General features: G+C 66.8%; 13 protein-coding genes. 4 read left to right on the top strand and 9 right to left on the bottom strand.

Annotation, left to right across the window (positions count from 1 at the left end; translation table 11 throughout):
• Positions 1-52 precede the first annotated feature (52 nt).
• The 3 genes from V9G19_RS20850 to V9G19_RS20840 all read right to left on the bottom strand — a co-directional run bounded on the left by V9G19_RS20850 (position 53) and on the right by V9G19_RS20840 (position 4,123).
• Positions 53-700: an alcohol dehydrogenase catalytic domain-containing protein gene (locus tag V9G19_RS20850; protein WP_462287325.1), complete on the bottom strand. Its 648-nt coding sequence runs from the start codon at positions 698-700 to the stop codon at positions 53-55.
• 222 nt (positions 701-922) lie between these two features.
• Positions 923-2,941, bottom strand: a complete 2,019-nt coding sequence (locus V9G19_RS20845; RefSeq protein ID WP_462287324.1) for an AMP-binding protein — start codon at positions 2,939-2,941, stop codon at positions 923-925.
• Between the two features lie 6 nt (positions 2,942-2,947).
• Positions 2,948-4,123, bottom strand: a complete 1,176-nt coding sequence (locus V9G19_RS20840; protein WP_462287323.1) for an acyl-CoA dehydrogenase family protein — start codon at positions 4,121-4,123, stop codon at positions 2,948-2,950.
• Between the two features lie 70 nt (positions 4,124-4,193).
• Here V9G19_RS20840 and V9G19_RS20835 point away from each other — a divergent pair, with 70 nt between their 5' ends.
• The 3 genes from V9G19_RS20835 to V9G19_RS20825 are packed head-to-tail and all read left to right on the top strand — an operon-like array spanning position 4,194 to position 6,048.
• Positions 4,194-4,637 carry an FAS1-like dehydratase domain-containing protein gene (locus tag V9G19_RS20835; protein ID WP_462287322.1) on the top strand — a complete coding sequence of 148 codons (444 nt, stop codon included), beginning with the start codon at positions 4,194-4,196 and terminating at the stop codon, positions 4,635-4,637.
• Complete coding sequence (locus tag V9G19_RS20830; RefSeq protein WP_462287321.1) at positions 4,634-5,032, top strand: MaoC family dehydratase; 399 nt, start codon at positions 4,634-4,636, stop codon at positions 5,030-5,032. Before V9G19_RS20835 ends, V9G19_RS20830 begins: the two co-directional genes overlap by 4 nt.
• Positions 5,032-6,048: a hypothetical protein gene (locus V9G19_RS20825; RefSeq protein WP_462287320.1), complete on the top strand. Its 1,017-nt coding sequence runs from the start codon at positions 5,032-5,034 to the stop codon at positions 6,046-6,048. Before V9G19_RS20830 ends, V9G19_RS20825 begins: the two co-directional genes overlap by 1 nt.
• Before the next feature lie 113 nt (positions 6,049-6,161).
• On the opposite strand, the gene V9G19_RS20820 is transcribed toward V9G19_RS20825, so the two are convergent.
• From V9G19_RS20820 to V9G19_RS20795, 6 genes are read right to left on the bottom strand one after another with little or no spacing between them, the layout of a single operon-like run.
• Positions 6,162-6,950, bottom strand: coding sequence for an SDR family NAD(P)-dependent oxidoreductase (locus V9G19_RS20820; protein ID WP_462287319.1), 789 nt, complete (start codon positions 6,948-6,950; stop codon positions 6,162-6,164).
• Positions 6,947-7,429 carry an aromatic-ring-hydroxylating dioxygenase subunit beta gene (locus tag V9G19_RS20815; RefSeq protein WP_462287318.1) on the bottom strand — a complete coding sequence of 161 codons (483 nt, stop codon included), beginning with the start codon at positions 7,427-7,429 and terminating at the stop codon, positions 6,947-6,949. The genes V9G19_RS20820 and V9G19_RS20815 overlap by 4 nt, the downstream gene beginning before the upstream one ends.
• 10 nt (positions 7,430-7,439) lie before the next feature.
• The gene (locus tag V9G19_RS20810) at positions 7,440-8,705 is read right to left on the bottom strand and encodes an aromatic ring-hydroxylating oxygenase subunit alpha (RefSeq protein WP_462287317.1); all 1,266 of its coding nucleotides are present in this window, start codon (positions 8,703-8,705) and stop codon (positions 7,440-7,442) included.
• 2 nt (positions 8,706-8,707) lie between these two features.
• Positions 8,708-9,547 carry an alpha/beta fold hydrolase gene (locus V9G19_RS20805; RefSeq protein ID WP_462287316.1) on the bottom strand — a complete coding sequence of 280 codons (840 nt, stop codon included), beginning with the start codon at positions 9,545-9,547 and terminating at the stop codon, positions 8,708-8,710.
• Complete coding sequence (locus tag V9G19_RS20800; protein WP_462287315.1) at positions 9,544-10,620, bottom strand: DODA-type extradiol aromatic ring-opening family dioxygenase; 1,077 nt, start codon at positions 10,618-10,620, stop codon at positions 9,544-9,546. The genes V9G19_RS20805 and V9G19_RS20800 overlap by 4 nt, the downstream gene beginning before the upstream one ends.
• Positions 10,617-11,633, bottom strand: coding sequence for an amidohydrolase family protein (locus tag V9G19_RS20795; protein WP_462287314.1), 1,017 nt, complete (start codon positions 11,631-11,633; stop codon positions 10,617-10,619). The genes V9G19_RS20800 and V9G19_RS20795 overlap by 4 nt, the downstream gene beginning before the upstream one ends.
• A 133-nt stretch (positions 11,634-11,766) precedes the next feature.
• Here V9G19_RS20795 and V9G19_RS20790 point away from each other — a divergent pair, with 133 nt between their 5' ends.
• On the top strand, positions 11,767-12,519 hold the full coding sequence (locus tag V9G19_RS20790; protein WP_462287313.1) for a FadR/GntR family transcriptional regulator: 753 nt from the start codon (positions 11,767-11,769) through the stop codon (positions 12,517-12,519).
• The last annotated feature ends 10 nt before the right edge of the window (positions 12,520-12,529 follow it).

Genomic DNA, 12,529 nt, shown 5'->3' with positions numbered 1-12,529 from the left:
GGCGCGGCCCAGGCCCCGGCCGATGTAGAGGTCGTCGTAGGTGATGCTCATGTCAGTTATCCGGTGCGGTCAGGTTGTGGACGAGGACGACCTTGACGGCCTCCCCGCGGCTCTGGGCGGCGATGGCGTCGTTGATGCCGATGAACGGCAGGGCCGTGATGAGGCGGTCGTAGGGGAAGCGGCCCTCCTGGTTGAGGCGGGCAAGGTAGGGGATGAATTCGTCGGGGACGCTGTCGCCCTCCACGATGCCAATGATCCGGGCCCCGAGCACCTGGGCGAGCATGATCGGAACCGGAAGTGCCGCAGTGGGATCGGCGGGGACGCCGATGATGCCGAAGGTGCCCTTGTGGGCGAGCGCGCCGAGGGCGGCGCTCATGGCGTCGAGGAAGTTGCCACCGATCCCAGTGCCGGACAGTGCGATCGGGCTGCGGCCATCGGGCCGCGCGCCGCCGAGGTTGCGGGCCAGGAAGTCGTGGCAGTAGGCCGGCTGGTTCTTGGTGCAGGAGGGGCAGGCACCGCAGCTGTTGAAGGTCAGCGCCACCTTGTCGCCCGGGGCGACCTTGGTCACGCCCGGGCCGACACTGACGACGGTGCCGGCACCCTCGTGCCCAAAGACGCCGGGGAGGGGGAAGGGCAGGTGGCCGTGCTGGACGGCGATATCGGTGTGGCACAGGCCGACCGCCGCGATCTCGACGAGCACCTCCCCGCCCTGGGGCTATTGCAGGTCCACATCGTCGATCGTGAAATCGGCCCCGAGCTCCTCGACGACCGCCGCCTGGATCCGCATCGCGCACTCCTTCGTGTGCTCGTTCGGCCATCTTTGGTCTGACCGAATCACTGCAGATGAGTGTGCGGTTCCGGCGGCGCTCCCGCATCTACCCCAGGGCGGAGCGGCATACCCCCTTTGGCGTGGCCTGCGCGCTCAGCGAGAGTCGATGGCGGCGCGAATCTCCTCGATCGATTCCGGGTTCTCGGCACCGGCGAGATCACCGGGGTCGGTGCCCAGCGCCGCGGCGCGGACAGCCCGGCGCATGATCTTTTGGCTGCGGGTCTTGGGCAGACGCTCGACGCGGCAAACAACACTTGGTGCGAAGGGGTTCCCAAGCTCGGCGGCGATCATCGCGCGCAACTGGTCGGAGACGTCCTCGGTGGCGTCGGGACGGGGCACCCAAAAGGCCCAGACGGTTTCACCCTTCTTTGGGTCGGGGACACCGATGGCCGCCGCCTCCGAGACCGCGGGATGAGTCGTCATCACGCCTTCGACCTCGGCCGGGGCCAGGCGTTTGCCGGCGACATTCATGACGTCGTCGCTGCGGCCGCGGATATACCAGCCGGTCTCGTCGGCGAGGGCATAGTCGCCGTGCCGCCACATCCCGGGGAAGGTGCGCCAGTAGGACTCGAGATAGCGCTCCTCGTCCTTCCAGACCCCGCGGGTCATCGCCGGCCAGGGCTGTCGGCAGACGAGCTCACCGACCTCGCCGCGAATCGAATTGCCGGCATCGTCGACGACGTCGACGTCCATGCCGAGCGAGGGGCCACCAAGCGAGCAACTGTGAATTCGCTCGACTGGGTAGGGAGCCAGGAACGACCCACCGACCTCGGTGCCGCCCGAGAAGTTGATGATCGGCACGCGGCCGCCGAAGAGACCCTGCGCGAGCCATTCATACGAGTCCGGGTCCCAGGGCTCGCCGGTCGATCCCAGCGTGTGGACCGACGAAAGGTCTTGCGCCCGTTCGGCATCGGTGGTTAGACGCAGGGTGCGGATGAGCGTCGGGGACACCCCGAGCATGGTCACCCGATGCCGCTCGACGAGGTTCCACAGCCGATCGAGATCCGGCACATCCGGTGAGCCCTCATAGAGCAGCAGCGTCGCGCCGTTGGCGTGCGTACCGATAATCGAGAGTGGGCCCATGACCCAGCCCATGTCGGTGATCCAGCAGAAGACCCCGCCGGCCGAGACGTCGAAGGAGTAGGCGACCTCGCTCGCGGTCTTGACCAGGAAGCCGGCATGCGTGTGCACGGCGCCCTTGGGGCGGCCGGTCGTCCCCGAGGTGTAGGCGAGCGCGAACACCTCGTCCGAGCCCATGGCTTCGGTGGGGACTGGGGCGCCCCCGAGGTCGGCCCACCGCACTCGGTCGTATGCCGCCGGCTCGCCTCGCGCGTCGGTGCCGCTGGCCTGATCCGCGCCGTCATGTTCGGTGCCGTCGCGTTCGGTGCCTTCGCGTTCGGTGCCGTCGTGAAGGTTGTCGATGACGATCAGGTGCGTGACGGTGGGGCAAGCAGCGATCGCCTGCTCGAGCGGCGGCTCCATCGCGACCCGCTTGCGGCGCCGAATCGTGCCGTCAGCGACGATGACCGCGACGGCGTCCGCGTCCTGGACCCGGGAGGTGATTGCTCCGGGAGCGAAGCCAGAGAACAGCGGGACGAGCATCGCGCCGAGCTTGGCCACGGCATACAGCGCGACGACGGCCTCGGGAATCATCGGCAGATAGAGGGCGACAGCATCGCCGCGGCCGATGCCGAGACCGGCCAGGCCGGCAGCGACCCGCTCGACCTCGGCTTCCAGCTGGGCGAAGGTGAGCGTCGTGATCTGCCCGTCCTCGCTCTCGTGGACGACGGCACTTTCCGTCGCGGTTTCCGGGTCTCGTGCCCAACGGGTCAGGCACGAGTCGAGGACATTGAGCGTGCCTCCGACGAACCAGTCGGGGAACTCGATGCCACGAGAGAGGTCGACCACCGCCGAATAGGGCTCCCGGAAGACGATTCCCAGGTCGCGGACGACCGCATCCCAAAACCAGGAAATGTCCTGCACGGAGCGTTCCCGCAACGCCGCGATGCCGTCGATGCCGTGAGCCCGGGCCAGCCGGGTCACGTTCGCCTGATCGACCATCGCAGGGGTCGGCTCCCAGACGTAGTCGGCGGCAGTCGCGTTGTCGGTCACCTGGGGTCAGCTCCTCGGCATGCCGAGGATGCGCTCGGCGACGATGTTGCGCTGGATGAAGGTCGACCCACCGGCGATGGCGGTGCCGCGGGCCTGGTAGGCAAGGCGGAGCCATTTGGCCGCTCCCTGCTGGGAGTCCTCGGCGGCGAGCTGGCCACCCATGGGTTCGAGCGAGAGCCGGAAGTCGGCCAGGTCCTCGACCAACGGGCAGAAGTAGAGCTTGCCGATCGAGGTGACCGGCCCGGGCGGCGCATCCGTCGCGGCGAGGCTGATCACCCGCTGGCTGATCAAGTGGTGGACAAGGGCACGGCCATACAGGTCTGCCACGCGTTGGCGGATCGCGGGCTTGGCGCCGAGCGGCTGCCCCTCCTCATCGGTCATCCCACGGATGTTGGCGACGATTTCCTGGACCGCCTTGGTCGTGTTGACGCGACCGGTTGCGATCGCGACCCGCTCGAACGCCAGCGTGCCCATCGCGACTTTCCAGCCGCCATCCACATCGCCGACGACGAGGTCGTCGGGGATGAACACGTCATCGAGGAAGACCTCGTTGAACTCGGCCTCGCCGAGCATGTGCTGCAGCGGGCGAACGGTGATTCCGGGAGTATCCATCGGCAGCAGGAAGTAGGTGATTCCCTTGTGGCGTGGCCCGCCGCCGGTGCGCGCCAACAGAATCGCGTTGTCGGCGACCTGTGCCCGCGAGGTCCAGATCTTCTGGCCGTTGATCAACCACCCGCCGTCGACCTTGGTGGCCCGGGTGAGCAAGGACGCCAGGTCCGAGCCGGCTTCCGGCTCCGAGAACAGCTGACACCAAATGTGCTTGCCCTCCAGGATTTTCGGCAGGAGGCGCTGCTTCTGCTCGGGCGTGCCGAACTGGGCGATGGTCGGGCCGCCGAAGTCCTCGCCGATGATGTTGAGTCGCTCCGGAGCTCCGGCGCGGTCGAGTTCTTCGGTGAAGATCGCCCGGATGATCGGATCCTTGCCCTGACCCCCGTATTCGGTCGGCCAGGAAATTCCGCTGTAGCCAGCCGCGTGCAGCATGCCCTGCCACTGCTCCCAAAAGGGCCGGCGCTCGGCCAGGTCGACCGGCTCGGGCCAGGGCAGCTTGGGGAGGTTCTCGGCGAGCCAGGCGCGCAGGTCGGCACGGAAGGCTGCCTCCTCGGGAGTGTCGGAGAGATCCACATGGCCTCCTCAGGCGGGACGCTAAATGATACTATAGGTCAGACCAAAACAGTCACGAGAGGATGCAACGGTGACCCTCGTCGGAACCATCGTGGACGAAGTGCGGCTCCCCGTCGAGAGCGGCAAGATCCGCGAGTTCTCCCGCGCGACGTATGCCGAGGACCCGGTGCACACCGACCCCGAGGCTGCCCGGGAGGCTGGCTTTGCCGCGGTGCCTGCGACGGCGATCCACGTGGTGGCCGCCGGCCACTACCGGGATCAACGGGCAGTCGTCGCGACCCTCGGGATGGACTTGAGACGGATCGTCGTTGGCTCGGTCGAGTGGGAGTATGCTCGTCCGCTCCTCGCCGGCGACCTGCTCACCGGAACGCGCGCTGTCGTTGGGGACGAGACCCGCGAAGGCAAGCGCGGCGGGACGATGCGGCTGGTGACCCTAGAGACGGCATACGTCGATCAGGACGGCGCAATCGCGGCCCGGGTGCGCGAGGTGCTCATCGAGCGAGGTGCGGCATGAGGCCGCCGCCGGAGTTGACTGCCGGCCAGGACGGTCCGCCGCGGACGATCGGACCGATCACCCAGACCGACATCGTGCGCTTTGCCGGCGCCGGTGGCGATTTCAACCCGCTGCATCACGACCCGGAGTTTGCGGCCGCGGCCGGTTTCTCCACGGTGATCTCCATGGGGCAGTTCCAGGCCGGTCTGCTCGGCTCGTGGCTGAGCGACTGGGTTGGGATCGAGCATATCCGCAGCCTGCAGGTGCGCTTCGTGGCGCCGCTCGTGCTCGGGGACACGGTGACGATCGGTGGCACGGTGACCGGCGTCGACGCCGGGGTCGCCACCCTCGAGCTGCAGGTGACCAAGGATGACGGGCCGGTGTTGACCGGCACTGCGACGACAAGGAGCCAATGATGCCGACCGAGTCCTTCCACGACCAACCCGTGCTGCCGGCCGAGGCCGACGGCTTACCGGAGCGCTTCTTCGACCGCTTCATGTTCAATATGCACGCGGTCGACGGCAGCCCGCCCGAGATCATCGTCGGGTGCGGCCTCTATCCGCCGCGGGATGTGGCGGACGGCTTCGTGCTGCTGGCCACCGAGACCGAGCAGCGCAGCCTCGTCCACTCGACCGAGTTGAGCGACACCGATTGGCGCTCTGCCGGCCCCTTCTCCTTCGAGTGTGTCACCGAGAACCAGGAATGGCGACTTCGCCTGGGCCCCAACGAGACCGGCCTGGAGATGGACGCGACCTGGAGGGCCCGCGCACCATACTCCTGGAGCCGGGTGGACGTCGACAACGCCAGCGACGAGGCCACGTCGTTCGACCATCTCGTCCAGTCCGGCCACTACTCGGGGACGATCACGATCCACGGTCAACAGCGTTCGATCGACGGCTGGTATGGGCAGCGAGACCGCTCGCGCGGGGTGCGCACGATGCAGGGCGGGCAGGGGCTGCACATCTGGTACCAGGCGCAATTCCCCGACCGGTGCGTGGGTTTCCTGCTCGTCGAGAGCCGCACCGGTGAACGGATGTTGCTGGAGGGCGCGGTCATGCATACGGACGGCGAGGTCGATGACATTGTCGATGTCACCCATGACCTCATCTTTGACGACGGGCTCGACCTGCGCTCCGGAACCGTTCTGGTGCAGACGAGGGCCGGGCGTTCGTATCGCATCCACGCGGACGCGAGCGCCCGCGGGCTCTATCTGGCCGGAGCGGGATACGGCGGCCACCATGGCAAGGCGCGCGGCCGGGACTTCCGCGAGGCTTCGGTCTGGCCGTTGGACGGGTCGGTCACCCCACGGCAGCTCGACTCGTCGCTGACCGATCGGTTGGCCACGTTCGACTGGGAGGGGACGGCCGGGTCGGGGATCTTCGAGTTCGCGCTCTCCCGCAGCAACAGCTACACCTACCGGCCGAGCTTGTAGGACTTTGCCGGGGTTGACTTCCTGGAGGTGGCTTGTCTGGGGTCCCCGCGAAGTATCGGAGCGACTGGGTCCCACGCTCTGCGTGGGAGGAGCGGAGAACTTCGTGGGGTTAACTATCCCATGCTGCTGCCGCCGTTGACGCTGAGCACCTGGCCGGTCACAAAGGCGGCACCGGGGGAGAGGAAATAGCTGACCGCGGCGGCGACGTCGTCGACCTCGGCCGGGCGGTGCATCGGGATGAGATCGACGGCGTCGCGTAGGACCACCTCAAAACGCGTCGGCACCTCCCCGGCGGCCAGGCGGGCGTCGAGTTCGTCGGTGCGGGTGTAGGACGGCGCGACGACGTTGATCGTGATCCGGTCACCAGCGAATTCCCGGGCGAGCCCGGTGGCTAGGGCGTGCACGCCACCCTTGGCGGCGTTGTAGATCGCGTGATCGGTCAACCCGTTGCGCACGGATTCGGCACCGATGTTGACGATTCGCCCGCCACCGGATGCCTGGAAGTGCGGGAGCACGGCCAGGGTGCAGCGCAGCACCGTCCACAGGTTGTTGCGGATGGTGGCGGTCAGGGTCTCCTCGGTGTGCTCCAAGGTCGGCCGGATCACGCCGCCGCCAGCATTGTTGACGAGAGCATCGAGGCGCCCGAAACACGTCAGCGTCTGCGTGACCAGCCGTTCGGCGACCCCAGGATCGGCGAGGTCTCCGGTGAAGAACGCGAGCCGGTCGGCATCACCACCGAGCCGCGCGCAGACTGCCGCCTCGTCGACATCGCCCAGGACGCTCACCATGACGCGATAACCCTCGCCCAGCAGGCGGGTGGCGATCCCGCGGCCGATCCCCGACGCCCCGCCGGTGACGATGGCGACTGCGGCCCCATCGGGCGTCACGTCGAGCGCGCTCACAGGATCAGCGCGACGTCGCTGGCGTGCCGCAGCGTCGTCATGTCGAGGGTCACCCGCTTGCGCCGGATGGCGAGGCTCTCGCCCGTCCTGACCAGCGCATAATCGGCACGGCCGCAATACCAGATCTCCCGATTCGCGCGGAAGCGGCCAATCATCAGCGAGCAGGTCGCGGTTGCCGACTCGGCGTCCTGGTCGAGGATACGGACGTTGGTGACGAAGTGGCGCAGATTGGAGTGCGGGTACTCACGATGGGCCTTGCGGCTTTGCAGCCGCTCGACGCGTGACGTCAGCCGCAGCCGGTTGTCGTCAACCAGCATCAACGAGCTGTCGCCGCTGCCGCCGGGGTCGTCATTGCACGGGATTTGGTAGCTGCCGTCGGGGGTGAACAGCGCGAGCCAGTCCTCCAGCTGCCACTCGTCGAGTAGGGCGGTTTCGGCGTAGAGGAAGTCCTCGACGTTCGCACGGGTCAGGTCGGTCATCGTCTCCCTCTCAATCGGTCGCGTCGAGTTGGACGCGCCAGCGCCGCCAGAAGGCGCGCATCTGTTCCTCGTCGGTGGCCTGTGGATCGCGTCCCATCCCGCGCGAGATGTCGTTCCACTCCACCCCGCCGGACGCGAATCCCTGTTGGCAGGACTCCAAGGCCTCGAGGTCATCCGGCGTCGCGAAACCGCCGGGGCCGAGGAAGGTCAAGAAGCTGTCTAGGCGTCGCTGGCGCAACTGCGGCAACTCCCCTTGGGGAGCGAGTTCCCAAGCGGTCACCTCGACCCGGTCGGGGGCTGTGGGCACAAACGTCCGCACGGTCACCGCCATGATGTCGTTGATGATCAGATTCGGGTAGATGAGCAGGTTGCGGTTGCGCTCCGCCATGACGAGCGCCTTCTCCTCACCGTGCTTGTCGGTCAGCTCGGCGCGCAGGGCGGCAATCTCCTCCTTGGAATCCTCGCCGAAAAGCGGCTCCCACAGGGCCACCGGGCGGCCCCAGGGTGCCTGGTATTCGAGGACGGCGTGGCCGTTGCCGAGGTCCTTGGTGACGCCGGTGACCCCGATGCTCAGATCGGTGCCCAGAGCCACGAGATACTTGAAATACGTGTCGTGGGTCGAGGCCGCATGGTATCCGTCGATGCTGTTCTCCACCAACAGCTTCCAGTTAGCGTCGAAACCGTATTCATTCGTGCCTGGCACCACCTCGACGTTGCCGTCCATCGAGTCGACGACATAATCCAAGTACTGTCGCGCGCCCGCGAGATACGTGGGCAAGTCCTCAATGTCGGGATCGAAGGTGACGAAGACAAAGCCGCGGTAGCTCTCGGTCCGCGCCCTGCCGAGTCCCAGGGCGGACCGGTCGAGGTCGTCACCATAGGCATCCTCGCCAGGAACCCCGACGAGCCTGCCCTCGGAGTCGAAGGTCCACGCATGATAGAAGCATTGGAAGACCTTCGACGTGCCCTTGTCGACGCGGCACACGACGGCGCCCCGGTGAGTGCAGGTATTGTGGAAAACGTTGACCGCACCCGTTTTTGCGCCGCGCACCATAAACAGCGGCCGACCGCCGACGGGGCGCCGGACGAAGTCGCCGGGATTGGGGATTTCCGATTCGTGGCCGAGATAGAGCCAGGTGCGCCCGAAGACCTTGGCCAACTCGGCGCGGAAAACCTCCTCCGACGTCATTGCCGTGCGTTTGACCCGGAAGCGCAGCCCGGGTCCCTCGATGACGTGCTCGCTGCCCACCCCGGTTGCTTGTGCCGTCTCGGTCATGGTCAGTTCTCCTCTAGGAATGCAGTGACAACAGCGTTGAAGTCGGCCGACCGCTCGATCTGGGTCCAGTGTCCGCAATGCGCGAATAGGTGCAGATCGGCGTCCGGGAGGGCGTTGGCCATCGTCCAGCCGACGTCCTTGGGCACCACGAGGTCCTCGCGACCGTGCACGACCAGCGTGCGCGTTGTCGTGGCGCGGACCTGCTCTTCGGTGATGCCGAGCTCGTTGCCCTTGTGCTTGGGATCGAAGAACATCGAGCGGTATGCCGCGTGCGCTTCCGGCTCCTGCGACGCGGCATACCGCCGCTGGACCAGTTCTGGGGTGATGATGCTCTTGTCGACCGCGAAGTAGTCCCGCAACAGTGCGGCCATATTCTCCGGCGAGGGCTCGTAGGCACGCAGTGCCTTGAGCCCCTCGGTGACATACATGCCCAAGCCGGGCGATCCCATGAGGACCATTCGCTCAACCCGGTCGGGCGCATCGGCTGCCATCTCAAGGGCGATCCGACCGCCGAGCGAGTTCCCGATGATCGCGAATTGCTGCACGCCAAGGGTGTCGAGGAAGGACCAGACGTGATCGGTCCACGACCGCAAGGAATAGATGATGTCGCGCGGCCGCTCGGTCGCGCCATAGCCGACAATATCCGGGGCGATGACGTGGAAGCGTTCGGCGAGGACCGGCAGGTTGGTGCTCCAGTTCGCCCAGGCCGAGACACCCGGCCCCGACCCGTGCAACAGCAGCACGGTCCGCTCGCCCTGCCCTGTTTCCTGCCCTGCTTCGTGATAGTGCGTCTCGAATTCGCCGGTGCGGATGCGCTTGGCCGTATCCGTGTCACTGGTCACGCGCTGACCTCCTCATAGATGGCAAAACACTTGTTGGAGTTGAAGATGTCCGTTGTCACGAAGTCCGACCACTGCAAGGTGAGCCCCAGCTCGTTGACGGCGCCGAGCAGGCAGAACCAGTTGAGGATCTCGTGCTGTCCAGCGGCAACGACGTCGGCGGGCGTCAACGTCAACCACGCGTCGAAGTCGCCGGCGACGAGTGCGGCATACAGCCGTTGATCGGCGGGGGTGTCGGGGCGCAGGTGCCAGCCCTTGTCGTGCAGGAAGGCGTGCGACCAACTCGACGATGCGATCAGGGCGATGCGCTTGTCCGTGTCGCGCAGCGCCCGGGCGACCTGCGCGCCGAGTTCGAAGCAGCGTGCGGGCGTCGGGCCAGCCGGGTCGGTGGTTTCGTCCTTGATCTGGGCGAAGTGGGCCAGCCCGCCGCGCCGGGCGATGACGTGCTCGCCGTAGCAATTCACGGTGATCGGCACGAGCGGATAGGTGAATTCCCTTCCCGCATGGTCATAATCGAGGAAGAGCTGGGTGTTCAGCACGGCGTGGGGGAAGTGTGCGTTCTCGCGTTTGACATAGGAATAGGCCATGTCGACGCCGTCGCGGATGAGCCGGTCGGCGAGGCTGCGCGAGAATGCCTTGTCCCCGTGGATGGTGACCTGCTGGTCGTCCGGCAGACCCCAGACATTGGCTTGGCCGAGGGTGTTGAGGATGCCGAAGGCGGCCACATCCAGGTCGGGATAGGCGAGAACACAGAAGGGTGGGATGACCTCTTCACGGAAGTTCTCGTACTGATCGTCTCCCCAGACAACGACATAGTCGGGGGCGAAGGCCTCCAGGGCCTCCCGACAGCGGGCGAGCCCGGCCAGCAGGGCCTGCCGATGCCCGGCGGCCGCGGCCGTGCCACCGTCGTCGCTCCACTCGGCACGCATGGCCGCGGGCCAATTCGCCGGGTCCTTCAACTCGGGCGGGATGTCGGGATCGCGCAGCGTGAACCGAAGCAGGCCGGCCATGTCTTTGTCGGTTCCGGCGAGCAAGGGGTAGTGGGTGATCCCGAGGCCGAGGAACTGAGTAGTCATCGAATCTCCTTGTGCGATAAGGCGCTCGACCGGCTCCGACCGAGGAGGGCCAGCGCGTTCCCATGCCGTATGCCATCCGCGACGGGTGTGGTGAAGCGGGAGCCGTCGAGCACTGCGCCGGCTGGCTGTTCGCGGGCCGAGAACGGGTAGTCGGTGCCGACGACGAGGTGTTCGGGCCCAAACCGGCTGGCGCACAGCATGAGCGACTCGGCGTCATAGGTGAGCGAATCGCTCCACAGCCTGCGGGCGGTGTCGAGGACGCTGGCGACGCCGGGCTCGCGCGGGGAAAGGATGGTTTGCCCGAAGGCCAATCGCGGGAGCACGGCAGGGAGGCTGCCGCCGCCGTGAGCGAGGAGCACGCGTGCGTCGGGATAGCGATCCAGGGTTCCGGCCAGCAGGAGGTCGGCCGCGGCGCGCGCGGTCTCGGTTGGCATGCCCAGGCCGAACCCAGCGCCGCTGCTGACGATCCGGGGGTCGACGCAGTGGTCGAGCGGATGAATGAAGACGGTGGCGGCATGCCGGTGCGCGGCTTCCCAGAAGGGCGTCAACGTCTCGTCGCTCAAGGCCAGATCACCGACCTGTGTGCCGATTTCCACGCCCGCGAACCCGAGGTCGTTCAGGCAGCGGTCGAGTTCGCGGACCGCCTCGGACGGTGATTGCAACGGGATGTGCCCGAAGGCGAGGAAGCGGTCGGGCGAGGCGGCAACGAGGCCGGCGAGGAACTCGTTCTGATGAGCGGCCAGGCGCACCGCTGTGGCTGGCTCGGTGTTGTGGCACAAGGTGATCGGGGTTGGCGAGAGCACCTGCACGCCAACTCCCTCGGCGTCCATGTCGGCCAGGCGCGCGGTGACCGCCCACGATCGCTCGTCCAGGTGACGATAGAACCGATCGGCATACCAAACCTCGATCTGGGTAGGCCCGCGGTGCCGGACGACCGGCACGTCGGGACGCCCGAAATCGGGAAGGTCGGGATCGAACACATGCGTGTGAACATCGATGATGCTGGCGTTCATCGCGCTCACCTCCCGCAACCTGTCGTCCCTGACGTTCTGCCAGGGTGACACAATCTGCATATAGATTGCAAGGATATCTGTATGTAGATTGTGGAGCATGACACAGCGGGCGGGGACGCTACCCTTTGGCCACATGCGCGATAGCGAACCGCGGCCGGCCTCGCGGGCGCAGGCCATCGCCTCGGACATCGAGGGGGAGATCCTGGATCGCGAGTGGCCGGAAGGCGCGCGGCTCGGGCTGCGGACCGACCTGATGGAGCGCTACGGCGCCAGCCCGACGGTCATCAATGAGGCGCTCGGTTTGCTTCGTGAACGTCAGTTGGTCGAAGTGCGCCGCGGACCCGCCGGCGGGGTGTATGTCGCTGATCAGCCACCGCACGTCCGGTTGGGTGCCGTGCACCTCTGGTTCCACCCCACGAATGTCAGCCCCGCGTGGATGTTCGAATTGCGGGTGCGAATCCAACACCGCGCCATGCCGGAGGCCTTTGCGCGCGTCACCGCTGCCAGCCTCGACCAACTCGAGACGCTCCACGCCACGATGGTCCACACGACCGAAGCCGCCGAGTATCTCGAGGCGGCGTTCTCCTTCCATCATGTGCTCGTCGCGGCCGCTGCGGATGATCTGCTCGAGGAAATGCATCGCATGGTCCTGACCGCCCTGCGAGTTGCGTTGGCACGAGCCGTCTTTCCCGCCGAGTCGAGCGCCTACCGGGCACGCAGCATCACCATTCACCGCCAATTGATTGACGCCCTGCGTGCCCAGGATTTCGCGGCCTTCACCCACTGGGAGCGAACTCAGTACGCCTCACTGATCCGTGGCGGAACCGACTCACTCTCCGATCCGATGAGCATGGGCCCGATCTGGGGCGGCCTGCCCGAACAATGAGCGAAATCCG

Source organism: Nostocoides sp., from assembly GCF_037045025.1.
Taxonomy (GTDB): Bacteria; Actinomycetota; Actinomycetes; order Actinomycetales; family Dermatophilaceae; genus Nostocoides_A.
The sequence above is the reverse complement of the archived record's forward strand: the minus strand, read 5'-3'. Positions and strand labels throughout refer to the sequence as shown.